Raw genomic sequence first — 21922 nt, 5'->3', positions numbered from 1 at the left:
GCGTCGGAGACTACCATCCCCCGAAGCTCATGACGCGCCCAAGCCGCCCAGCCCTTTCCGACGGTTTGCTCGCCGTTGGTCTGGCGGTCGGGCTGGCGCTCTCCGTCGATGCCCTGCGCCGCGTGGTGCAGCGTCTGGCCTACGCCACGGATCTGAACTTCTGGTCGGAAGACTACTTCATGACCAGCATGCAGAAGCTGGCCGCCGGAACGCCGGTGCTCACCTCCGTGGCCGACGCCAACTCGACGATCTATTCGCCGGGGCAGGCGTACCTCCACTACGCGCTCCTGGCTCCCTTCGGCGCGGCCACTTCCCTCACCGCAAACCGAATGCTCGCCCAGGGGTGGCAGCTGGCCGCCATCGCCATCGGAACCGTGGTGGGCGTCGACCTGCTTCGCCGTTGGGACGTCTGGCCCCCGTCGCGCTTCCAGCGCGTCGGGGCGGCGCTGCTCATCGCCACCGCATTGCTCCTGTGCGCGTACTCGAATCCCGTCGCCGACGCGCTCCACCCAACGAACTTGGAAGAGCTGTGCTTGGTGGCATCCGCGTGGGCCCTGCTTCGCTACCCGGAGCTCTCGCCTCGCCGGCAATGGGCGTCGGTCTTGCTGCTTCCCGCCCTGGCGTTCCTCGCCAAGCAGTCCGCGGGCGCGGCCGTCGCTCTCGCCCTCGCTTGGGTCGCGCTTCGCAGTGGCTCGAAACCACGCGCCATCGCTGCGGCGCTCTCACCCGTGCTCACCGCTCTCGCTTTGGATCTCTGGACTCGCGGCATGTTCCGCGTGTGGGGCATCGAAATCCTCGCAGCACACCACTTCGAGGCGTCCAAGGTCTGGGACCTGTACGGCGGCCTCGGCCGTTGGTACGCGCTCCTCGCCCTCGTATCGATCATGTCGGTCCGCCGCGGAAACCCCGCGGTCCGCCGCGTGGCCCTGCTCGGCTTGATTTACGCCCCGTTTGCGATCGCCGCATTGTTCAAGGTGCTGGGCGGCCCCAACAACCTTTCCAGTCTTGGTTTCGTCCTCGCGCTCGGCGCGGTGCCGACCCTGATCGCCTGGGCACGCACATGGCCCGGCACGGCCGTAGGCACCCTGTCGTCCGCCGCCCTGCTGCTCCAACTCGTCGTCTGGTTCCCTCAACGCTATGTCCCGACGACCGACGACGAAGCTCGCGCCGAAGCGATCTGCAACTACGCAGCGGAGCGTCTGCGCTGTGGGGAGCGCGTGTGGCTCGGCCGGGGCGCCACCTGCTACGCCCGCGGCGGCCACTCGGTGCCGCTGGACCGCATGACGAGCATTCACGAGGTCGGCGAGGCCGGCCGCTTCGCCGAGCTCGGGTTGCTCGATCGCATCCGGCACCAGGAGTACGACGTGATCCTGCTGCACCAGGCCGACCTGACCTGGCTCGGCCCGCGCTTTTGGCCGTTGCTGAACGCCAGCTACCGCCTATTTCACGCCAGCGAAGAGAACGTCCACGGCGACTACTGGATCCACGGCTTCCAAGGCTACGGCTCGCGCCGGGTGCTGTACTTCGAGCGCAAACGGGACGCCGGCACGCACCGCGCGGGCGACGCACGATTTCAGTGCAAGGGGTGACGGCATTAGCTACTCCTGCGACCGCCCCTGTCGCAGGCGAACCGCCCTCTATCGAAGTTCCTTGAAGCCGTTCGGACGCCGGAGCAAAGTCGACTCATGCGGTATCAAGCGGTCATTCTCTTTGGCTTGTCAGGAATCGTTCTCTCAGCCTGCTTTTTAGGATGCAGCAGCAGCTCATTCGAGGATCACGCGACGGATGGCGGGACCGGCGGTTCGAGCACCGGCGGCGCGGCAGGAACGGGCGGTACTGCCGGAAGCGGAACCGGTGGTACGGCGGGTGTCGCAGGTGCGGCAGGTGCGGCAGGTGCGGCTGGAGGCGCCGGAATGGACGGCGGAATGGATGCCTCGGAGGACGGGGGAGGCGACGCCGCTGCGGAAGCCGGCAACTGCGTCATTGGAAGCGTGAGCAGCGCCGCCACGTCAGGGAGCCCAAGCGTGTTTTCGGCCCCGGTGTACTTCGACAATGGCGCCGACCTACCTGCGGGCAGCTATGTCGTGACGTATGAAGATGGTTGCGTGAAGTACGCCACCAGCCAGCCCTGGACCGTGAACGCGTATTCGGAAACCGGCTGCTGCCAGTGGTGGATGATCGGAGATAGCCCTGCAGACACGAAGTTCGAGCTTCCCGGTACCACCGGGTACGCCGTCGGTTCCGGCGCCTATGCGAACTTCTCAGAGTGCGTTAGCGCCAGCCTACAGAGCACGCCAATCCAGTTCCAACACGCCGGGGGCAAGCTGGGGATTTGGCTCAAGGACGACTACTACGGTGACAACGTTCCGGGAGAGGGTGGCAACAACCCCAAATGGAAGCTCGAGCGAGTGGGCCCCTGCTCGAACTGAGGAGACGCTGAACATGACCTACATGGCGCGCGCACGCGCTTTGACCAGTGCCTGCATCGTCCTCTGGTTCGCAGGCTGCGGACAGACCAGCAACAACGGCGGGCCCGGAGGCACGGGAGACGCGCAGACGGGTGGTTTCGGAGGTACCGGCGCTGGAGGAAGCGGCTCCGCTGGGTTAGCGGGCGCGCAAGCGGGCGGTTTTGCCGGTGCCGGCGCGACGGGCGGAGCTGGTGGAGGTCTCGGTGGTTTTGCAGGAGTTGCCGGCGCGGGTGCGACAGACGCAGGCATGGACGCTTCAACGGACGCAACTACGGAGGCCGGGAAGTGCGCGATTGGGAGCGTCAGCAGCTCGGCAACGAGCAACAGCCCAAGTGTGTTCGCCGCTCCAGTCTACTTCAACAGCGGTGCCGACCTCCCTGCAGGCACCTACGTCGTGACCTATGAAGACGGCTGCCTGAAGTATGCCGCCAGTCAAGGCTGGACGGTCAATGCCTATTCGGAGGCCGGCTGCTGCCAGTGGTGGATGATTGGTGATAGCCCCGCCGACATGAAGTTCGAGCTTCCCGGAACGGTTGGATACGCCGTGGGTGGCGGCGCCTACTCCACCTTCAACGCTTGCGTGACGGCGAGCCTCCAAAGCACCCCAGTCATGTTTCAGCATTCTGGTGGCAAGCTCGGGATCTGGCTGAAGGATGACTACTACGGCGACAACATTCCAGGCGTCAGCAGCAATCCAAAGTGGAAGCTCGAACGAGTCGGCCCCTGCTCACCTTGAGTCTTCTTCGCGGAATTGATTCAACGACGGAGCCTGAACTCGACGATAGAGCCACCAGCTGCCCTCGTGGGCAACCAAGTGGATGGAGGGATCTGCGGCCAACCGCGCGCTCGGGTTCGAGTGCTGGCGGATCAAGAACTCGTCGAACCACTTGCCGTGCTTCAGCACCTGGAAGCGATACGGTGTCCACTCCCAGCGATCCGGAACCGGCGGCGGAACGTTGGGGTCGTCCTTCCGGTAGCGGATGGGGCTGTGGTTCCAACCGACGAAGTGGAACGAGAGTGCCCCGCCCTTCTCCGCTTGAATCCATGCCGGCAGGTGGATGAACGGAGTGGTTCGTCGCGAGGAGCCGTCGTGATCGAACACCAGGTACATGAGCTTGGCGTCCTTGGGGACCAACTTCTCGATGCGCTGGAAGTCGGCGGTGGCCTTGTTGAAGTCGTAGTACTGCTCGGCGACCAGAAAGCCGATGCGACTCACGGCCACCGCAACTAGCGCGACGAGGGGCAACCTGAGCCACCACGCTCGTGGCATGTCAGGAACCACCGCCAGACCAATGAACAGCGCTGTCGTGGCCTCTCGCGGGTAGACATACCACCACGGCCCGATGCGCATCGGCAGCATCAAATAGGTGAGAACGAAGCCACCCGCGAGAATCAGGGGGAGCAGCGTGACGCCGATGCCCCACCAGAGCTTTCGAGATTCGAGGTGTCGCCAACGGCCGAAGGCCACGAACCAGATCAGCGCCACGAGCGCCACGACCCAGAACGCATTCTGGGCTTGATCGAAGAGCTGCTGTTCGTGAGCTCCGACGGGGCCCTGGAAACCCGCAATGACATGATCGCGGATCTCCTTCAGTCGCTCGGGGAAGAGGCCGAGCTTGGCGTCCATCGCCATGTTGTCCTGCCGCACCAGGCGCCACACGCCGAACACCGCGAGGCTCGGGAGCAGGGGCAGCAGGATGGACTTGATGCGACGCGTGGCGGGGTACATCAGCACGGCCGCACCGGCGACCGAGAGCACCGCGAAGGGAAAGCGGTAGATGTGGGTGAAGAACACCGCCAGCAGGCTGAGGGCGAGGCCCCATTGTCGGCCGCGGGTGGGGCGGTCCACGACCATGAGCGCGAAGCCCACGCTCATGGCGTACAGGCCAACCGCACCCATGAAGTTCAAGAAGCCCCAGTGGGTGAGGTTGGTCCACACCAGGCCCAGCCCCAAGATGCCCCATAGCGGGGTCTTCTTCATGCCGTGGAACAAGACGGCCAGGCCGGCCGGGAGCAGGGCGAGCATCACCACGGCGGATGCCTTGACCGCCATGTCGATGGGCATCACCAGCGCGAGCAGTGCACCGATCGCGTACATGGACACGTACGGCACCTCGAGCAAGTGCAAGGTGAACTGCTTGTGGAACCCGAAAGAAGGATCCCAGTAGTGGCGCAAGATGCTGGTGCTGGCAGCGTGGAATGGAAGATCCGTGATCGGCGGATACTTCACGACCAGGAACGGATAGCCGATCACGTACGCGGACACGGCCACCACCGCCGCGCCCAGGAGCGCGTTGCCCGGATTCGCTCGCACCCAGCGGAGGGCGCGTTCGCGGGCGCTCGGCTCACGCGACATGAAGGGCGGCGTTTACCACGGATCTCCCGCCTTGGGTGGACTACGCTCCCGGCCCATGGTGCGGCACTACGTCTGCGTGGCAGTGGGCTCCTGGGTTGTCGGCGTCTTGCTCGCGGCCGGCTGCGCCGAAGGGAGGCCGCCGGCGCAGACGCCCGTCGTCACGGCCAGCGCGCCGACCGCTGCCTCTGCTCAGCCACCCGCTGTCCCGCCTGCACGCGCTGGCACACCGGGCCGCATTGGCTGCGGCAGCGAGACCTGCGATCTCGACTCTCAGGTGTGCTGCGCAAAGAGCGACGGTAGCGGCGGGCACTGCGCCCCGCGCACGGAGCAGCCCTGCAAGGACGACGAGCTTGCCAAGTTCTGCGACGAGAGCGCGGACTGCGGCCGGGGCTCCTTGTGCTGCCGCACGTACGACTGCTCCGGTGGCTGCCCGGCCAAGCTCGACTGTGAAGAGAAGCAGTGTCAGACGGAGATCGCCGAGGCGTGCTTGCCCGGTGGCAAGTGCAGCCCGGGCTTTTCGTGTCGGCTGGAGCCGGGCAAGAACCAAGGCTTCTGTGGGATGGACGATCCCGGCGTGGAGTGCGGGGGCAAGCGCTGCAGCGGCAAGACGCCGGTGTGCCGCTGGCAGTTCTCCACCGCGAACGGCAAGTGCGTGGCTGACGTGGATGGCAACCTGGCAGCGCCGGACGACGACATCGCTTGGCTCGGGTGTGCGAACGCCAAAGATTGCGCGGGTTACGCCTGTGGCAAGATGGCGGAGATGCCGCTTCGAGCGTTCTCCTGCGCCACCCGCGGCTTCGCTGGAGATCGCTACTTTCCAATCTTGTGCGCCACCGTGGCAGATTGCCCGAAACACTGGGGCGTGGCGGCGAGCGACTGCGCACCGCCCGAGGCGCAGCAGGCGCCGGCCTTCACCCGGGTGTGCGTGTATCCCGAAGAGTGACTTCGACGCGCCCTCGACCATCGTGTAGACCAAGGGCGATGCGTCGCCCCTGGCCCCTCGTCCTCGTCGTCGCCGCGGCCTGCGGTCCGCGGCCGGGGGCCGAGAGCGCGAGCGCGGGGGAATGTAGCGAGGTGCTCTCGGGTCCGGCGCCGGATCTTCCAGCACCACCTGCCGTCGAGACTCCGGTCTCACGCATCGCCGTGGACGTGAACGCCTCGGTCCAATCCCTGAAGCGCGAGCTCGGCAAGCACGTGCCCCTCGAGCTTGCGCGAGCGACGAATCAACCCATCGGCACCCCGGGCGAGGTGAGCTACACCGTGTCCCGCGGCAGCTTCGACGTCGGCCTCTCGGGGGATCGCCTGGTCGTGGCCACCCCAGTGTCCGTCGAGGCGCGCGTGTGCAAACCGCTGGGACCCATCTGCCCCATCTACGGGCGCTGCAGCCCGCGCCTCGCCGCCGTGGCCAGCGTCCCCCTCACCCTCACGGACGACTACCGACTCGGCAGCAGCCGCGTGTCGGTAAACCTCACGCGCGGTTGCGTGATCGCCGGATTCGACGCGTCCGACGAGATCCGCAGGAACGCCGCGCGCCAGGTGGGCGGCATCCAACGGCGCATCGATGGCTCCGTGCCCGACCTCAAGCCCTACGTGGAAGGGACCTGGCGCCTGCTCCACACGCCGGTAGCACTGGGTCGCGACACGTGCTTGCGCATCGCCCCCTCCGGCATCGTGCAGAAGAAGCCGAAGCTCACCGCCGGCACGCTGGGTCTGCGCTTCGGCGTGCTGGGCTCACTCAGCGTGGAACAGCCGTGCAATCCCGACGACGCGGTTGCCCCCACCCCGCTGCCCAAGCTCTCCGCCGAGAAGGATCTGGCCGAAGGCGTGGCTTTGAAAGTGCCGCTGCGCATCGACTGGGAGGACGTGTCGGCGGATCTGACGCGCTCTCTGGCGGCGCCCTCCGCCCGGGCCGCCGACGTGCACGTGGTCAAGGCCAAGGCGCGCGGTGTGCTCGTGAACGGCATACCGCGGGTGCTGCTCACGGCCACCGTGAGCGGGCGCCTGTGCGGCGACGCGCACCTGCTCGCCGAGCCCTGGTACGACGCCAGCGCGGCGCGCATACGCCTGCGCGCCGTGACGGCCGCTCCGGGCACCGGTGCGGACGTGAGCGCCGTCAGTGCGCTGATCACCGATCACGCCGCCATCGCGCTGCCCCTGGATGCAGCGAGCGCGCCCAATGCCCTCGAGTCCCTGGTCGCGCGGCTTTCCGAGGATCTGCCGGAGCCCGTCCGTGCGGAGGTGAAGCTCTCGCCCAGCGAGGTAGCGCCCGTGCTGCTCGACGAACGGAGCCTGGTACCGGTGGTGTCTCTGACGGGTACGGCCGCGATCCGCGTGCAGTGACACCCCTGGCGGTTCCGCGCCGAACCAACAATACTCTCGGAAGCTTGAAGCACCTGCCCACCATAGAAGACCGCCGCGGAAGGCCGCTCCGGGATTTGCGCATCAGCGTGACGGACCGCTGCAATTTCCGGTGCCGGTATTGCATGCCGCGGGAGCACTTCGGGAAGAGCTTCAAGTTCCTACCGCGTGCGGACCTGCTCTCCTTCGAGGAGATCACACGGGTGGCGCGGGTGTTCGTGGGGCAAGGCGTGAGCAAGCTGCGGCTCACGGGCGGGGAGCCGCTGCTCCGCGCAGAATTGCCGAGGTTGGTGGAGCAACTGGCGAAGCTGAACGTGGACCTCGCGCTCACTACCAACGGCTCCTTGCTGGAGAAGTCCGCGCGGGAGCTGGCTGCCGCCGGGCTCGGTCGCGTCACCGTGAGCTTGGACTCGCTGGACGAGGGCGTGTTCCGGGCGATGACGGACGCGCACTACGGCGTGGATGAAGTGCTTGCCGGCATCGAGGCCGCGGCCGCCGCGGGGCTCGGCCCGATCAAGATCAACTGCGTGGTTCGCCGCGGCGTGAACGACCACACCCTCGTGGAGCTGGCGCGCCATTTCAAGGGGCGCCACACGGTGCGCTTCATCGAGTACATGGACGTGGGCAGCACCAATGGCTGGCGCTTGAACGAGGTGGTGAGCGGACGCGAGATCGTGGAACGGGTCCATCGCGAGCTGCCCCTTCGAGAAGCAGACCCGGCGTATCGCGGCGAGGTCGCCAGCCGCTTTCGCTTCGCCGATGGCAGCGGAGAGATCGGCGTGATCACCAGCGTGACGCAGCCGTTCTGCGGGGATTGCACGCGCCTCCGGCTCTCCGCCAAGGGCACGCTGTACACCTGCCTGTACGCCAGCGCGGGCACGGATCTCCGAGAGCTGCTCCGCAGCGGCGCTGACGATGCCCAGCTCGAGAAGCTGGTGCGCGCCCTGTGGCGGGGGCGCGAAGATCGCTATTCCGAGCAGCGCTCGGCCGAGACTCAGGGCGCCCGGCGCATCGAGATGAGCTACATCGGCGGCTGAGCCAGCTCTGCCAGCGCTTCGGCGCCGTGGCGGAAGATGGGCCAGCCGTCTCCGGTGATCACGGCTTCGATGCCCGACAGCGCCGCCAAGCGGCGTACGGAAGCCCGCGCCTGCTCGAGATCCTCGAGCTTGCCGTAGGGCAAGAGGCACAGCTTGCCGCCCTCGTGGGCGCGAACGAGATCCCCCGTGATCAGCGTGCGCTTCTCGAGCACCAGCGCCAGCTCCCCGGCGGTCTTCGATCCCGAAAGGGCAAGCACCGTGAGGCCGGGCACGGGCTCGTCTCCGTCCGCCAGCCACACGTCGCACGGAATGGGAAATGTCGCCTTCTCGGCGACGGGCCCGGCGACCCGCGCGTGGTGCTCTCGCGCGATTTCCGCCGCGGCGCGCACGTGATCCGAGTTGGTCACCACGATCAGCGAAACACCGCCGAGCTCCCGCAGGTGGTGCGCGTCGTGCTCCGTGAGGGGCAAGGGGTCGATGACGACGTTGCCCCCTTCGCGCACCCAGAGCACGCTGTGGAAATCGATGTTGCGCGCTTCGTCGAACCGAGACCACCCGTACAGGTCGGGGCGATGCAGGCGTTTCATCGATCGAGGCGCTAACGCGCCCCGCTGGATCCGTCAACTCTCGCTGCTGGTGCTGCTCGTGAGCTGCGCCAAACCCGTTCCGCGTCCCGCACCACGACACGCGGAAGTGCCCACGGCCAAGCCGGGTGGCGAGGTGATCGATCTCGAGATCGAGGGCGAGCGGCCCGCGGTGGTATCGGTGCCGCCGGGCGCGCGGGGGCCGCTGTTGGTGGCGGCGCACGGAGCGGGCGATCGCGCCGAGGAGCACTGCGCGTGGTGGCGCGACCTCGTCGGCGCGCGAGGCTTCGTGCTGTGTCCCCGCGGCATTCCGATGACCCGCGCTCCCGACTCCGGCTGGTTCTATCGCGACCACCACCGGCTCGAGAGCGAGGTGCTGGCCGCCGTCGACGCGTTCCACGCACGCTTCCCTGAAGCTGACCGCGGCCCCGCGATATACGCAGGTTATTCACAGGGGGCGATCATGGGCGCGCTGTTCACCGCGCGCCGCCCGGACCGTTTCTCGCGACTGCTGCTGGTGGAAGGCGGTGCATCAGAATGGGACGTGCCCACGGCCACCCGCTTCCGCGAAGGCGGAGGCAAACGCGTCGCCTTCGTCTGTGGACAATCCCACTGCGCGCGCGACGCCACCCGATCTCTCGAATGGATCCGCAGAGTTGGTTTGTCGGGGCGGCGCGAATACACCGCGGGCGCCGGACACGTCTTTGGTGGCCCCCTGAACGACGCCATCCGCGACGCGTTCGAGTGGTTGATCGCGGACGACCCGCGCTGGCGCTGAGCCGGCCAGGGACACTTTCCATGCGCTCCGCTTTCTGCGACGCATTGCGCTATTTCAGATCTGAAAGCCAACTCTGCAGATCGCGCGCTAAGGGCCCAGAGATCACCACTCTCAGCTTGGCACGGCGCCTGCAAACAATATGAGCGGCGGCGGTCAGGGATCGCCAGAAAGGTTCCACCCCCGCCGAACTCTACTGCACGGTGCTCGGCCGTCCCCCCCCTCCGACTGAGCACCGTGTTCTCTCCGCACGGCGACCTAAACGTCCCCCCCCTCCGTTCAGGTCGCCGTGTTTTTCTCCCGCGCGGCGGTTCAGACGTACCCCCCCTCCGTCTGAACCGCCGCGCCTTTTTTTTGTCCGCAAACCAACGAAGGTCGGTCACCGTACACTCCTCGTGCGGCTCTCCCCCTGGGACGAAGACAACCAGCGCCTGGTCGAGGCGGTGCGCCCCAGCGGCTGGAAGAATCCTTCGCCCCACGGCCGCTACAACCTGGTCGTGATCGGTGGCGGCACGGCGGGCCTGGTGTCCGCAATGGGCGCAGCCGGCTTGGGAGCGAAGGTGGCGCTGGTCGAGCGCGCGCTGCTCGGCGGCGATTGCCTGGTGACGGGCTGTGTGCCGTCCAAGGCCTTGCTGGCCGCCGCGAAGGCTGGTGATTTCGAGGCGGCGATGGCGCGGGTGCGGCGGACCCGCGCGGACATCGCTCCCCACGACTCGGCGGCGCGGCTGGCGGGCGCCGGAGTCGACGTGTACTTCGGCGACGCTCGCTTCGTGGCGCCGGACGCCGTGACGGTGGAAGGGACGCAGCTCGAGTTTCGCCGCGCAGTCATCGCGACGGGCGCGCGCCCGGCAGTACCGCCCATCCCGGGCCTCGCGGAAAGTGGCTTCTTGACGAGCGAGTCCGTGTTCTCGCTCACGGAGCTTCCGCGGCGTCTCGCCATCATTGGAGGCGGACCCATCGGCGTGGAGCTCGCGCAAGCCTTTGCACGGCTGGGATCGCAGGTCACGCTGCTCGAGCAAGGGCCGCGGCTCTTGCCGCGGGACGAAGCGCGCGCAGCCGAGATCGTGGCGGCGAGCTTGATCCGAGATGGCGTGGACGTGCGCACGGCCGTGCGCGTGGAGCGCGTGGATGGTGCGACCCTCGCGACCTCGACCGGTAGTGTTTCCGCGGACGCAATCTTGGTAGCGACCGGACGTCGGCCCAACGTGGAGGAGCTCGGACTCGACGCAGCAGGCGTGAGAGTGAACGACCGCGGCGTCGTGGTGGACGCTCACCTGCGCACCGACAACCGCCGCGTGTACGCTGCCGGGGACGTCGCGGGCATGTGGCAGTTCACCCACGCCGCTGACGCGATGGCGCGCCTGGTGCTGCAGAACGCCTTGTTCTTCGGGCGGCGGCGCGCCTCGGAGCTGGTGATTCCTTGGGTCACCTATACCGATCCCGAAGTGGCCCACGTCGGAATGCCGAGCGAAGGGGAGACTTTGGCGTCCATCGGCGTCGACCTGGAAGACAACGACCGCGCCATCGTCGAAGGGCACACCGAAGGCTACGCCCAGGTTCTTCACGACTCGCGCGGGCGCATCCGGAGTGCGACCATCGTTGCGCCCAACGCGGGGGACCTGATCGCAACGCTGTGTCTGGCCATGAGCGCGGGGCTGAACTTGAGCGCGGTTTCGAGCACCGTGTTTCCTTATCCCACCACCGGGGAGCTCGTGAAACGCCTGGGCGATGCCTACAACCGCTCGCGCCTCACGCCCTCCGTGGCGCACTGGATGGCGCGATGGTTCCGCTGGCTTCGCTGATCAATCCCAAGGGGGCAGCCAGAAGCTCAGAGGCCCGGCGTTGTGGGCGAGGGTTTCCCGATCGTAGATGCGGACCCAGACCTCGCCGACGAAACCCGACAGCACGAGGCTGACCTCGGATTGGTCCCGGTAGTGCACCGCGCCGACGTCGAGCTCCACGCTCTCTCCCACGACCAAGCGCGCACTGCCGGCTTTGGGCGGAAGGGTCGCGAGCTTCGCCTCCACTTCCAATGACCGACCCGGCACCGTCGCAGTCCAGGTGGAGTCGTGAGGAGTGAGCGCGAGGACGTGGCGACCGCGCTTGCCGCGGGCTTCTTCGTTGGCCTCGCGAGTCAACGTGCACCCGAAGCGAAGCAAGAGGTGCTTGACCGCGTCGCTCTTGGTGGAGCCCCAGCAGTCGTAGCCATCCCGATGCTGGTGATTGGGATCGGCTCCGGCGCGGAGCAGCAGCTCCGCCACGGGTGCGTGACCTGCCTCACAAGCGGCGAGCAGCGCGGTCATGCCGGTGTAGGGGCATTGCTCCAGCGGATCCGCCCCCGCTTTCAGTGCCGCCGCGGTACCTTCCGCATCGCCTGCCCAGGCCAGCGCCGTGAGATCCACCAGCCCAGTGTACCCCCCGGGGATCCCTCTGGTACGGTCCGGCGCGCATGAAACGGTTGGCCCTGGCGCTGCTCGCCCTCGAGCTCTCGGCGTGCTCCACGCACTACACGCCGCAGCGGGGTCCTCGGCTGTCCATCGTGATGGAGGGCGGCTCCCCGGCGTACGAGCGGGATGGGCGACGCTATCCGCACGGCTTTGCGGGGAGCGGTCTGGTGGAGGCGGTGAGCGACGACCCCGAAGCGCGGGAAGCCGCGGAGACGTACGAATCGCGAATGACGTCGGGCTTCGTCCTCAGCGTGCTGGGCGCCGCCTGCGCGGTGGGGGGCATCGTCCTGCTTTCTCCGCGGGAAGACCGCACTGATACGCAGACCACGGTGGGCCTCGGCGCCCTGGCCTGCGCCGTGGGTACGACAATCGCCGGCTCCGTGGTCCTGATCTCGGCGCAGCCGTATCAGTACGACGCCATCAACATCTACAACGACCACGCCGAACGCCGTCGGTTCCCGCCGGCGCCGGTCTACTACGCGCCACCGCCACCTCCGGGAAGGCCGTGAGTATCTGGGCTCGACTGACCGAGCCGCTGCTCGGGCGCCGCGCGATCGAACGCGCCACCAGCTACCGGGACGCGATGCGCGTTCGGCAGTTCGGCGGCGCGGCGCTGGCGCGCGCGACGGCCGCGCGAGCGTTGAGCGACGACGGTCAGGACACCGCCGCCCTCGCGCTGTACCGCGAAGCCTTCGGGCTGGCGGTATCCGCCCTGCTGGTGGCACGCACCGAGACCCTCACGGATCCTCTGCCGCCGCAGGTGGCGTGGGCCAAGCTGGAAGGCGAAATTCCGAAGGCCCTGCGCGGCCTGGAAGCGCTGATGACGAAGCCGGACTCGCTGGCGCCCGATCGCCTGAAGGCGAGCGAGGCGCGGCGGCGGCGCGACGAGGCGGATCGGCTCTTGCGATTCGTGTGCGATCAATTCGAGACGCGAACGCCGCGGCGTCTGCGCGTGCTCCGCGGCCTGAAGCTGTTCTTCTTCGTGGTCGCGCCGGTGGCACTGGTTATCGCGTTGCTGCTCACCGCGAACGCGCCCAAGAACATCGGGCGAGACAAGCCTGCCATCGCCAGCAGCCGGCGTCCGGGCACGCCCCCCGCCACGGGAGCCACGGACGGCGTGCTCAACGGGCGCTGCGGCTTCATCACCAACCAGGAGCGCGAGCCTTGGCTCCGCATCGACCTGCTCCGCTACCACTCCATCAGCGAGGTGCGGGTGTTCGGCCGCGCCGAGAAGGACGAGACCCTGGTGCCGTTGGTGATCGAGCTCTCCGCGGACGGCGACAACTTCAAGCAGGTCGCCGAGCGTAGTGAGCCGTTCAGCGAATCCTCGCCCTGGAAGGCCCGGCTCTCGGGCGAGCTCGCGCGCTACGTTCGCATCCGAAGCAAGAACAATCCCGGGCACTTGTGCCTCGGCGAGGTCGAGGTGTACGGCAAACCACAATGAGCTATGGTTCGGCCGCTGAGCATGGAAAACTTCGCGCTTTCGGTCATCGCTCCTTGCTTCAACGAAGAGCTGAACATCCCCGAGCTCTCCCGCCGCGTGGTCGAGGTCTTCCGCCGCGGCAAGCTCAAGGGTGAGCTGATCCTGGTGGACGACGGTAGCTCCGACGGCACCCGCGCCGCCATCGAGCAAGCCGAGAAAGAGTACCCCGGGGAGGTCGTCGGGCGCTTCCACCCGCAGAACATGGGCATCGCCCATGGCTGGAAGACGGGTGTGGGGGCCGCTCGAGCGCCCGTGGTGGCGGTGATCGACGCCGACCTCCAGTACCAGCCGGAGGACCTCCTGCGCCTGTACCACGCGCTCCTCGAGCACAGCGTGGACGTGGTGCAGGGCTGGCGCAGCGCCGTCGGGCGAGAGCGGGGCACGCGCTACAACTTGAGCCGCGGTCTCAACACGCTCTTGAACAAGACCTTTGGCATGGACCTGCAAGACAACAAGAGCGGGTTCGTGATGTGCGCCAAGGAGGTGATGGAAGATCTGCTCACCTATCGCGGCCACTACTATTACTGGCAGTCGTTCATCATGGTGGCGGCCCACGCCAAGGGCTACTCCTACAAGCAAATCGAAACGCTGTTCGAGAACCGCCGCGCCGGTAAGAGCTTCTTGGACGGGACTGCGTATCGGGCGTCCGCCAAGGCCTTGGTGGATCTGGGCAAGGCGGCGTGGGAGTACCGCATCCGGCAAAAGCCGAAGGACGTCTCGGAGCAGTTCCTTCGACGCCACCCTGTGGTGGATCGCAGCAAGCCGATGAGCCCGGCGCGCCGCGTGGAATGGCAGGCGTATCTCGGCTTCTTCAACCAGACCCACTGGATGATCACGCGGGACGTAGAGCGCTACTACGAGCTCTTGCGCAAGACGCAGTGGCTTTCCCCCACGCACCTCCGGGACTTGCAGGACGAAAAGCTCCGCCGCCTGGTGCGCCACGCGTACCGCAACGTGCCCTACTACCGACACCGCATGCGGGAAGCCGGCATCCGCCCGGAGGACATCCGAGGCCAGGCGGATCTCTACAAGCTGCCGTTCTTGACCAAGCAGGACGTGCGGGACCACGTCTACTTCGACATCCTGAGCGAGAACCACGACAAGGACGAGGTGCTGCGCATCACCACCAGCGGCTCCACGGGCGAGCCCTTCGTGTGCTTCGCGGATCGGGCTCAGCTGGAGTTCCGTTGGTCCGCCACATTGCGCTCACAAGAGTGGACGGGCTACGAGTTCGGCGACCCCAGTGTGCGCCTCTGGCACCAGACGCTCGGCATGAGCAAGAGCCAAGCTCTGAAGGAGCAGCTCGACGCCAAGCTCTCTCGCCGCAAGTTCATCCCGGTGTTCGAGATGAGCGACGACAAGCTCGACGAGATGGTGCGCGAGATCGCCGACTGGAAGCCGGTGCTGATGGACGGCTACGCCGAGGCCCTCGATTTTCTCGCGCACTACCTGAAGACCAAGGGCAACGTGGACGTGCGCCCGCGCGCCCTCATGAGCAGCGCTCAAACCTTGCCCGAGACCAGCCGCAAGCTCATCGAGGAAGCCTTCGGCTGCAAGGTGTTCGACAAGTACGGCTCTCGCGAGTTCTCCGGCATTGCCTACGAGTGCGAGGCGCACACCGGGCATCACATCGTGGGCGAGGGCTACATCGTGGAGATCTTGCGGGACGGAGAGCCGGCCCGCCCCGGAGAGGTCGGCGAGGTCGTGGTCACGGACCTCAACAACTTCTGCCTGCCCTTCATCCGCTATCGCATCGGCGACCTGGCCGTGGCCATGGACCCCGACTTCGAGTGCCCCTGCGGCCGCGGTCTACCGCTCCTGGGCAGCATCGAAGGGCGCGTGCAGTCCATCATCCAGGGAACCGATCGCCGTTACGTGCCGGGGACCTTCTTCGCGCACTACCTGAAGGAGTTCGACCACGCCATCCAGCGCTTCCAGGTGGTGCAGGAGCGCGAGGGCGCCATGACCTTCCGCGTGGTGAAGGGCGGACGCTACTCCGACGACGCGCTGCAAGAGATCCTCGCGACCTTCCGCGAGTACCTGGGCAGCGACATGCAAATAGACGTGGAGTTCGTCGAGAACATCGACATGGTCCGCACCGGCAAGCGCTTGGCCAGCGTGTCGCGCCTCGCCGTGGACTTCCAATCCGGCGCTCCTCGCCGCATCGACACCAACTGACATTTGTTTGTTGGTGCGGCGCGGAACCACCGTGTCCCGCGCCGCCGCCAAGAGGGACCTCTTGGCGGCAAGCGCCGCACACGTTTCAGTCGTCGTTGGCGCCAGCGCAGATCCACGCGGCCACGGTGTCGATGTCCGTCTGCGCCAGCGCGGGCTTGTCCTTCGGCATCCGCTTGCCGGTGCACATGCCGTGACCGGTGAGCTTGTTCATCAGGTAGCTGTCGGCCGGTGAGCTGGCGGTGACGCGCACGCGATTGCCATTGCACTGATCCGTCGCCACACCCACCAGCGCCGCGTAGGCATTGCCGCCGGTCAAATCGAGGTTCGCTTCCGCGGTGGCGCCCGCGTGGCACTTGGCGGTGGCGCAGCTGGCATCGAAGATGGGCTGTACGTCGGCGGCGAACGCCTTCACGGGTGCGCCACTGTTGCACTCGCACTTGCCCGCGTTGCAGGTCTCCACGCCGCTGCACGGATTCCCGCACGCGCCGCAGTTGGCGTTGTCCGACGTGACGTCCTTGCACTCGGTGCCGCAGGCATCCGTGCCCGTGGGGCACTTGCACTTGCCGGCCGCGCAGCTCGCCCCCGTCGGGCACACGAAGCCGCAGCCACCGCAGTTGTTCGGATCGTTGTTGGTATCCGCGCCAGCGCATCCCCCGCTGCCCCCGGTCCCACCTCCGGTTCCACCCGTCGCCGACGTGCCGCCGCTGCCACCGCTGCCGCTGCTGCCGGAAGCGCCCCCCGTCGCCGAGCTGCCGCCGCTGCCGCTGCTGCCGCCACTTGCCCCGCCATCGTCCGAGCTACTGCACGAGAGGGACAGGCTGCTGCCGAGCAGTCCCAACACACACGCCACGGTGGCCACTCGCTTCATGAAAACCTCCGAAAGGATAGAAGCCGGATTTTACGCGAAGGGATGGGCCTGCCGCCATCAAAGCTTCGACAACGACGTGTTTCGCTGTGCTTCACGAATGTTTCATCGTCGCACCGGCGGAAAATTCCGCGGCGCGGCGGGCATCGCGCCGCACCAACAAAAAGACGGCTCTCCTGACATCTTCGTGGCTGAGGCATCGTTAAAGGCGGAGCACGCGGGCGCAGCTCAGAATGCGAAGGACAAGTGCGAAAAGCTCCGCGTGGCGCTCGTCACCATGGGCTTCAAGAAGACAGAGTGCTGCAAGGGGGTCGCGGCGCTCGGCACCGAGGCCGAACGCTTGCCCTTGGACCAGCTGATCCGCGAGGCGCTGCGCAGACTCACCCCGCGCTGAGCTCGCCAGCCTTCACTCGCGAATGTCGTCTCTAGTTCCGCGCAGAGGGGACGCTTCGGCCCTTTGCCGCGCCGGACCAGAAAAACCATGACCCAGTCGAGTAGCACGTCCCTCTGCGCGCTCCGTCATCGCATTCAGGCACCCAGGAGAGCCCAAAAAGAAGGCGTTCAGCAGCGGGGGCGGGCGTGGCTGCCACAGACGGTGAACAAGGCCCAGTCGCCATCCGTGCGCTCCAGATGAAGGCGCGGGGACGTGAGCTCCGTGCGACTGGGAGAACGCAGCAACACGTAGTCGAACTCCGGCAGCTGCGGGTGTCGCAGGTAGTTGTACGGGAAGAGCTCGGGCTTCGGATTGCGTTTCACGTAGCGGACGTAGTTGATGCCGTAGCCCGCGAAAGACGTCGTGGGGAGGCCGCCCTTGCGGATGGTCGCGTACTGCTGCACCTCTCGGATGGGCTTGTTGAGGAACGCCTTGGTTTCCGCGCTACCGAGCGGCGCGATGAGCGTGGACCGATCCGGAATTTCGTCGATAAGGCGAGAAGCCGCCACGGTCTCTCGATTGAACGCCCGGAAGTGGGCGTTCACCTCCCACAAGAAGCGCGCCGCCACCAGCACCGGCAAGGCAATCGCCACGGCGCGAGCGATGGGATGTCGAGGCCAGTCCCAAGCGACGGCCATGAACACCGCGGCGAACCACACGAAGCGCTGACTGATGATGGCGACGCCAAAGGCGTGCATGGGCAATGCGAAGTAGCAAACGAACGCGACCAGGGCGATGACCGCCATGGGGTTCTTCACGTGCCAATCACCCGTGGGGGCGTCCGGCGCGGCGAAGATCCGCGCGCGAGCGCCGAACAGGATGCCGACGACGAGCGCGACGAGCAGCGCCTTCGCGTACAAGTCGGAGTCCGGCCACAGCATGAGCACCGCCCAGAACATCTTCTGTGCGTCGAACAGCTCTCGCGGCGGTGGCCAGAACGGCGGCGTCATCTTGGCCCCCGCTCCCGCGCCATGACCCACGAAATTGTAGAAGAACCAGATCGCGAGGAGAACCGCTGGCAATGCCATGGGCCAAAGCGCGACGAACCGAGTCTTGACGTTCGGGGCGCGCCAACACAGCCACAAGATGCCGAGGCCCAGCAGCGCCTGAGCCACGATCAGCGCATGCCACATCACCAGCACGATCATGAGGGCGCCGACGGCGATGCCGCGTCCGCGGCTGCGATGCATGAGGTAGCGGGCTGCGAGCGCATAGGCCAGCAACACCAACGGCAGGCCGGTCACGAACCCCGTGAACCCGGAGCTGGTCCACTTGGCGAACACCAGCGGAAAGACCAAGAGCACGTTGAAGCGACTGAGGCCGAGCGTGCGCGTCAGAAACCAAGCCGAAGCCGGCAGCCCCAACGCGAAGAACGTCCACAGCAGGCGGCCGCCGGTTTCGATCGAGGTGAGCTTTGCCAGGGCTGCCGTGAGCAATATCGGCGCCACCAGCGGAGAGAAGGGCAAACCGAGGGTGTAGCTGCCATGGAACGGAGAGGCGGGATTGTCGTGGTCTTGGAACACCCGCACGAAGCTCAGGAACATCGGGTAGTCCATGAGCGGCAGGATCCGCGTGCTCCACCAGGGCAAGAGCACGGCGATGGTGAAGGCGAGGACCAGCGTCCACCAGGCCGCGTCGCTGGCGGAGAGTGCGCGGAGCCGGTCGGCGACGCGGCTCATGTTCCGGCGCTGTGCTCGGAGATCCAGGCGAAGGTGCGCGCCAATCCTTCATCGAGGGACGTGCGCGCTTTCCAGCCGAGCACGCGGGCGATCTTGTCGACGTTGCCCACGCGCGTGGTGCCCGCCGTCCAATCCGGCGGCTCGAACTGCTTTTCGACCTGCTTGCCACTCACCGCGATCATCCGATCGATGAGCATGGCCACGGAAGTGGCGTTGCCGGACCCGACGTTCAGCACCTCTTTGCTGACGCCTTGCTCCATGGCGGCAATGGTGGCGTCGACCACGTCGTCCACGTACACGTAGTCCAGGGTCTGGCTGCCGTCCCCGTACACCGTGGGTGGCTGTCCGGCGAGGAGCCGCTCGAAGTTCTTCACGATGACGGACTTGTAGCCCATGCCTGCGAACTGCTTGGGGCCGTACACGAACAGGTAACGGAGCGCGTTCCACTCCATTCCGTGCTGAACCTCGAAGAAGCGCAGCACGTGCTCACCGGCCAGCTTGGTGATGCCGTACACGGTCTGCGGCTTCGGGATTTCCGTCTCGGAGAAGGGCTCGCCCTTCATGCGGCCATAGGCGTACAGCGAGGAGCTGAACACGACCTTCTTCACGCCCGCTGCGGCGGCCACCTCGTACAGCGTGTGGGTGCCTTCGAGATTGGCTCGGTACACCCGCGCCGGGTCGTCCTTGGATTGGTTGTGCTTCTCCGCCGCCAGGTGGAAGACGTAGCTCACGCCATCGAGAGCGCGCTCGAGCTCGGCGCGGTCGTCGAAACCCAACGTGTGCTTCACCAGGCGCACGTTGTCCGAAAGGGCGCCAAGGTTGCCGGGATCTCCGTAGCGCAGCGAATCGAGAACGACGACGCGACCGACGCCACGCCGCACGAGCTCGCGCACCAAGTGAGAGCCGATGAACCCGGCGCCGCCGGTGACGAGAACGTTTGCCGAAGCTAGAGGATGCTGGGAGGTCACGAGCGCATCTTTACCACGGCCTCATTGAAGCTCGAGCAGCCGGATACTCGTCTTTCCGCCCACGGCCCGCGGCAGATTCTGCATCCAGTAGCCGACAAAGCGCTCTCGCCCCGGCCGCTTGCGGATTTCGGCCTGCGCCACGTAGACGAAGCCCTTCTTCCACAGCGTAGGGTCGATCTCGAAGAGCGCAGCAACGCCCTTCACTTTGTCGTCCGCCGTCACCAGGCTGAGCGGCTTCTTCTCCAGCACCGTCGTCCGGATGCTGAAGCGACGCGCTCCCGGCGCGGGACCGCCGGCGCGGAAGTAGAGCCACAGCTCGTGGCGCAGCTTGGAGTCGTAGTGTTGGCCGATGAGCCGCGTACCATCTTCGTAGTCGGTGGCCACGCTGGTATCGAGCTCCGCCACGATCTCCCCCTCCAGCCGCTGAGCCAACGCGGTATCTCCGTTGGCCACGGCGACGTTGTGGGCAATGCGACGCTGCTCCGCAGTGGCGGCAGGCTCGGTGGGAGGCGGGTTGGGAGTCTGTTCGTAGTGGTAGCGAACTTCCCAGGTGGCGAACGGGTCCTTCTCCACGCGGTAGACCGGATCCACCGGCGCGATGAAGTAACGCTGCAGCAGCGTCGGCTGCTTCGCCGCGAGGATGTGAACGTCCGCCGGGCCGCGCGACGCCTCGCGATCCAAGAGCCAGATGGGGCCCAGTGTGGTGATGGCAAACGACTTCATCAGGGTGAGCTGCTGCTCCCCCGCAAGGAAGCGCGCATCGAACAAGAAGTAGCGCTCCGGCTGCTTGGTCCGTGGGTTGGGCAACGTGCGAGTCGCCCGCGTCGGTCGGTCCAGCGCCCATTCGACGGACCAACCGGTCTGCATTCCGAACGTAGCGACTGTGGTGCGGCCTTCGATGTGGTGGCGGATCCATTCCAACGCGGCGGCGCGATCCACGTCCTGGTAGATGACGTGGCCATCGTCGTTCATCCGCTGCCCCGTATGCTTCGAGTACACCAGGGTCGAAGCGCCGTCGGGCAAGATGGCGAGGGGTACCAGGGCCGACACGCCCAGCGCCGCGTAGGCGGGCCCTCGCACCGCCTCGCGGCGGCGGATCCAGCGCACGAGCCTCGAGAGCGACTGCTCGAAGACGTGCGCGAAGACGGCGACGGACAACGCGTAGTACGGCGAAAAGACGTGGGGCCAGTAGATGTGCACGTCCGCCGCTTGCTTGAAATACACGTACTCGAAGCCGGCCATGGCCAGGAGCGCCAACGGGAAGATGTCGAGCACTCTGCGGAGCAGCACGAAGCGCAAGGCAAAGAGGGGCACGGCTGCCTTGGCGATGAAGATCGCCAAGGGCGTGAACATCAGCGCGATCCAGTAGCGTCGGTGCTCGAGGACCTTCTCTAGCGGCAGATCATTGCCAGCCGACCGCTGCGTGGCCGATTGCAGCAGATCATCCAAGTGATTGAAGTGCTTGAATACGGCGAGATAGCCCACTCCCCCGAGCACCGAGATCCCAACGGCGAACATCCACCACTGGGCGAAGCGCCGAATGTCGACCCGACCGAACCAGCCCGACGGCAGCACGATGCCGGCCGTCCCCAGCACTCCCACCGCCAGTGCCAAGAAGACGTAGACCTCCCAGTCCGTGTTCACGGCCCAAAGGACGCCCAAGATCGACAGCAACAGGTACCGCTTGCGCCAGGTCTGCCACATGCGAATCGTGGACCACGTGACGAACAACCCAGCGAAGACGACGGCGACCTCGTAGCCGTTGAAGTTCGCGAAGGCGAGCGTGATGGGTAGCGTGGCGAAGGCCAACGCGGCAACGGCCCCTTGAACGGGGCCATACAGGGCGCGACCGGTGGCGTACAGCAGGACGGGGCAGGCGGAGCTGAGCAGCGCGGCCTGCAGCCGGCACACCAGATCCTGTCGACCGAAGATCTTGTAGATGAGCGCGGTGGGCCAGTACAGACCCCACGGGTGGTGGCTGTAGTACAGCGCGGGGTCCGGCGGCTCGAGAACGATCTGCTTGACCGGCGCCAATATGTGCCACTGCCAGATGTTCTCCGCGATGATCCCGCGGGCAGCGATGCTGGACACGTGCCCCGAGCCGAACGGTGCGTTGATGCCCCAGAACGCCGCGAGGGCAAACCAGGTGCACGCCAGCACGGTGACGACGAGCGCGACGCGCTCCACGCGCGGGTCCGCGTGGGGACGCCCGCTGGCATCCGGCTCGGCGGAGGGCAGAAACAAGGCCCGGGCGCGTGACATGCGGGCGGTAAGCTAGAACAGTGTGGGGA

General features: G+C 66.7%; 19 protein-coding genes. 12 read left to right on the top strand and 7 right to left on the bottom strand.

Annotated elements, in window-relative coordinates:
• The first annotated feature begins 29 nt into the window (after positions 1-29).
• The 3 genes from H6717_21990 (at position 30) to H6717_21980 (ending at position 3204) form a co-directional block, all read left to right on the top strand.
• Positions 30-1589, top strand: a complete 1560-nt coding sequence (locus H6717_21990) for a hypothetical protein (protein MCB9579717.1) — start codon at positions 30-32, stop codon at positions 1587-1589.
• A 324-nt stretch (positions 1590-1913) separates the two neighbouring features.
• On the top strand, positions 1914-2429 hold the full coding sequence (locus tag H6717_21985; GenBank protein ID MCB9579716.1) for a hypothetical protein: 516 nt from the start codon (positions 1914-1916) through the stop codon (positions 2427-2429).
• A 433-nt stretch (positions 2430-2862) separates the two neighbouring features.
• Positions 2863-3204, top strand: coding sequence for a hypothetical protein (locus tag H6717_21980; GenBank protein MCB9579715.1), 342 nt, complete (start codon positions 2863-2865; stop codon positions 3202-3204).
• On the opposite strand, the gene H6717_21975 is transcribed toward H6717_21980, so the two are convergent.
• A complete protein-coding gene (locus H6717_21975; protein MCB9579714.1) occupies positions 3196-4824 on the bottom strand; it encodes a hypothetical protein in 1629 nt (542 codons plus the stop codon). The genes H6717_21980 and H6717_21975 overlap by 9 nt on opposite strands.
• 55 nt (positions 4825-4879) lie before the next feature.
• Between H6717_21975 and H6717_21970 the strand changes: the two genes are divergently transcribed.
• The 3 genes from H6717_21970 to moaA are packed head-to-tail and all read left to right on the top strand — an operon-like array spanning position 4880 to position 8219.
• A complete protein-coding gene (locus H6717_21970; GenBank protein MCB9579713.1) occupies positions 4880-5767 on the top strand; it encodes a hypothetical protein in 888 nt (295 codons plus the stop codon).
• A gap of 38 nt (positions 5768-5805) precedes the next feature.
• Positions 5806-7164, top strand: coding sequence for a DUF4403 family protein (locus H6717_21965; GenBank protein ID MCB9579712.1), 1359 nt, complete (start codon positions 5806-5808; stop codon positions 7162-7164).
• A 53-nt stretch (positions 7165-7217) separates the two neighbouring features.
• On the top strand, positions 7218-8219 hold the full coding sequence (moaA, locus tag H6717_21960; protein MCB9579711.1) for a GTP 3',8-cyclase MoaA: 1002 nt from the start codon (positions 7218-7220) through the stop codon (positions 8217-8219).
• On the opposite strand, the gene H6717_21955 is transcribed toward moaA, so the two are convergent.
• The gene (locus tag H6717_21955; GenBank protein MCB9579710.1) at positions 8204-8806 is read right to left on the bottom strand and encodes an MBL fold metallo-hydrolase; all 603 of its coding nucleotides are present in this window, start codon (positions 8804-8806) and stop codon (positions 8204-8206) included. The two genes, moaA and H6717_21955, sit on opposite strands and share 16 nt — an antisense overlap.
• A 133-nt stretch (positions 8807-8939) precedes the next feature.
• Here H6717_21955 and H6717_21950 point away from each other — a divergent pair, with 133 nt between their 5' ends.
• On the top strand, positions 8940-9581 hold the full coding sequence (locus H6717_21950; GenBank protein MCB9579709.1) for a hypothetical protein: 642 nt from the start codon (positions 8940-8942) through the stop codon (positions 9579-9581).
• A gap of 392 nt (positions 9582-9973) precedes the next feature.
• Positions 9974-11380: a mercuric reductase gene (locus H6717_21945; GenBank protein MCB9579708.1), complete on the top strand. Its 1407-nt coding sequence runs from the start codon at positions 9974-9976 to the stop codon at positions 11378-11380.
• Here the strand turns inward: H6717_21945 and H6717_21940 are convergent, their stop codons facing one another.
• Positions 11381-11980 (bottom strand): hypothetical protein, encoded by a 600-nt coding sequence (locus H6717_21940; GenBank protein ID MCB9579707.1) that lies wholly within the window; start codon positions 11978-11980, stop codon positions 11381-11383.
• 47 nt (positions 11981-12027) lie between these two features.
• Between H6717_21940 and H6717_21935 the strand changes: the two genes are divergently transcribed.
• The 3 genes from H6717_21935 to H6717_21925 are packed head-to-tail and all read left to right on the top strand — an operon-like array spanning position 12028 to position 15686.
• On the top strand, positions 12028-12534 hold the full coding sequence (locus tag H6717_21935) for a hypothetical protein (protein ID MCB9579706.1): 507 nt from the start codon (positions 12028-12030) through the stop codon (positions 12532-12534).
• The gene (locus H6717_21930; protein MCB9579705.1) at positions 12531-13469 is read left to right on the top strand and encodes a discoidin domain-containing protein; all 939 of its coding nucleotides are present in this window, start codon (positions 12531-12533) and stop codon (positions 13467-13469) included. The genes H6717_21935 and H6717_21930 overlap by 4 nt, the downstream gene beginning before the upstream one ends.
• 3 nt (positions 13470-13472) lie before the next feature.
• The gene (locus H6717_21925; GenBank protein ID MCB9579704.1) at positions 13473-15686 is read left to right on the top strand and encodes a glycosyltransferase; all 2214 of its coding nucleotides are present in this window, start codon (positions 13473-13475) and stop codon (positions 15684-15686) included.
• 85 nt (positions 15687-15771) lie between these two features.
• Here H6717_21925 and H6717_21920 read toward each other — a convergent pair whose 3' ends face one another.
• On the bottom strand, positions 15772-16554 hold the full coding sequence (locus tag H6717_21920; protein ID MCB9579703.1) for a hypothetical protein: 783 nt from the start codon (positions 16552-16554) through the stop codon (positions 15772-15774).
• On the opposite strand from H6717_21920, the gene H6717_21915 reads away from it, so the two are divergent.
• Positions 16553-16945, top strand: a complete 393-nt coding sequence (locus H6717_21915) for a hypothetical protein (GenBank protein ID MCB9579702.1) — start codon at positions 16553-16555, stop codon at positions 16943-16945. The genes H6717_21920 and H6717_21915 overlap by 2 nt on opposite strands.
• 167 nt (positions 16946-17112) lie before the next feature.
• Here the strand turns inward: H6717_21915 and H6717_21910 are convergent, their stop codons facing one another.
• Genes H6717_21910 through H6717_21900 form a run of 3 tightly spaced genes read right to left on the bottom strand, consistent with a single transcriptional unit; the run spans position 17113 to position 21893 of the window.
• A complete protein-coding gene (locus tag H6717_21910; GenBank protein MCB9579701.1) occupies positions 17113-18663 on the bottom strand; it encodes a hypothetical protein in 1551 nt (516 codons plus the stop codon).
• On the bottom strand, positions 18660-19631 hold the full coding sequence (locus H6717_21905) for an NAD-dependent epimerase/dehydratase family protein (protein MCB9579700.1): 972 nt from the start codon (positions 19629-19631) through the stop codon (positions 18660-18662). Before H6717_21905 ends, H6717_21910 begins: the two co-directional genes overlap by 4 nt.
• 21 nt (positions 19632-19652) lie before the next feature.
• Positions 19653-21893 (bottom strand): glycosyltransferase family 39 protein, encoded by a 2241-nt coding sequence (locus H6717_21900; GenBank protein MCB9579699.1) that lies wholly within the window; start codon positions 21891-21893, stop codon positions 19653-19655.
• Positions 21894-21922: the final 29 nt, after the last annotated feature.

It is taken from the genome of Polyangiaceae bacterium (assembly GCA_020633235.1).
Taxonomy (GTDB): domain Bacteria; phylum Myxococcota_A; class Polyangia; order Polyangiales; family Polyangiaceae; genus JACKEA01.
The sequence above is the reverse complement of the archived record's forward strand: the minus strand, read 5'-3'. Positions and strand labels throughout refer to the sequence as shown.

Coding starts and splice junctions, on each gene's coding strand:
- H6717_21910 (MCB9579701.1), bottom strand. CDS start 18,663: ATGAGCCGCGTCGCCGACCGGCTCCGCGCACTCTCCGCCAGCGACGCG.
- H6717_21990 (MCB9579717.1), top strand. CDS start 30: ATGACGCGCCCAAGCCGCCCAGCCCTTTCCGACGGTTTGCTCGCCGTT.
- H6717_21985 (MCB9579716.1), top strand. CDS start 1,914: ATGGACGGCGGAATGGATGCCTCGGAGGACGGGGGAGGCGACGCCGCT.
- H6717_21915 (MCB9579702.1), top strand. CDS start 16,553: ATGAAAACCTCCGAAAGGATAGAAGCCGGATTTTACGCGAAGGGATGG.
- H6717_21935 (MCB9579706.1), top strand. CDS start 12,028: ATGAAACGGTTGGCCCTGGCGCTGCTCGCCCTCGAGCTCTCGGCGTGC.
- H6717_21970 (MCB9579713.1), top strand. CDS start 4,880: ATGGTGCGGCACTACGTCTGCGTGGCAGTGGGCTCCTGGGTTGTCGGC.
- H6717_21920 (MCB9579703.1), bottom strand. CDS start 16,554: ATGAAGCGAGTGGCCACCGTGGCGTGTGTGTTGGGACTGCTCGGCAGC.
- H6717_21975 (MCB9579714.1), bottom strand. CDS start 4,824: ATGTCGCGTGAGCCGAGCGCCCGCGAACGCGCCCTCCGCTGGGTGCGA.
- H6717_21955 (MCB9579710.1), bottom strand. CDS start 8,806: ATGAAACGCCTGCATCGCCCCGACCTGTACGGGTGGTCTCGGTTCGAC.
- H6717_21925 (MCB9579704.1), top strand. CDS start 13,473: ATGGTTCGGCCGCTGAGCATGGAAAACTTCGCGCTTTCGGTCATCGCT.
- H6717_21965 (MCB9579712.1), top strand. CDS start 5,806: ATGCGTCGCCCCTGGCCCCTCGTCCTCGTCGTCGCCGCGGCCTGCGGT.
- H6717_21900 (MCB9579699.1), bottom strand. CDS start 21,893: ATGTCACGCGCCCGGGCCTTGTTTCTGCCCTCCGCCGAGCCGGATGCC.